Source organism: Pseudoflavonifractor phocaeensis, assembly GCF_016901955.1.
Lineage (GTDB): Bacteria > Bacillota > Clostridia > Oscillospirales > Oscillospiraceae > Flavonifractor > Flavonifractor phocaeensis_A.
On record NZ_JACJLC010000270.1, the window covers coordinates 1 to 219 of the forward strand.

1 protein-coding gene is annotated in these 219 nt (G+C 52.1%); it reads left to right on the forward strand.

Annotated features, from left to right (window positions below; all coding sequences use genetic code 11):
• Position 1: 1 nt before the first annotated feature.
• The coding region (locus H6B51_RS17475) for a transposase (protein WP_418055081.1) at positions 2-219 on the forward strand (218 nt) is incomplete at its 3' end.

The following is a 219-nucleotide window of genomic DNA, read 5'->3' on the forward strand; positions in this document are numbered from 1 at the left end:
GGTGGGGGAAAAAACGGCAGATAAGGCAGTTGGCCGTACCAGAGGTGGACTCAACACAAAGATCCATGCCATCGTAGACGGCCTGGGCAACCCGGTAGACTTTCTCCTCCCCCCTGGAAATGATCATGATAGCGTTCATGCTGTTAACTTGTTGAGAAAAGTTGAGATCAGCGGGAGCAATATACTGGCAGACCGGGCTTACGGTGCTCAGACAATTCG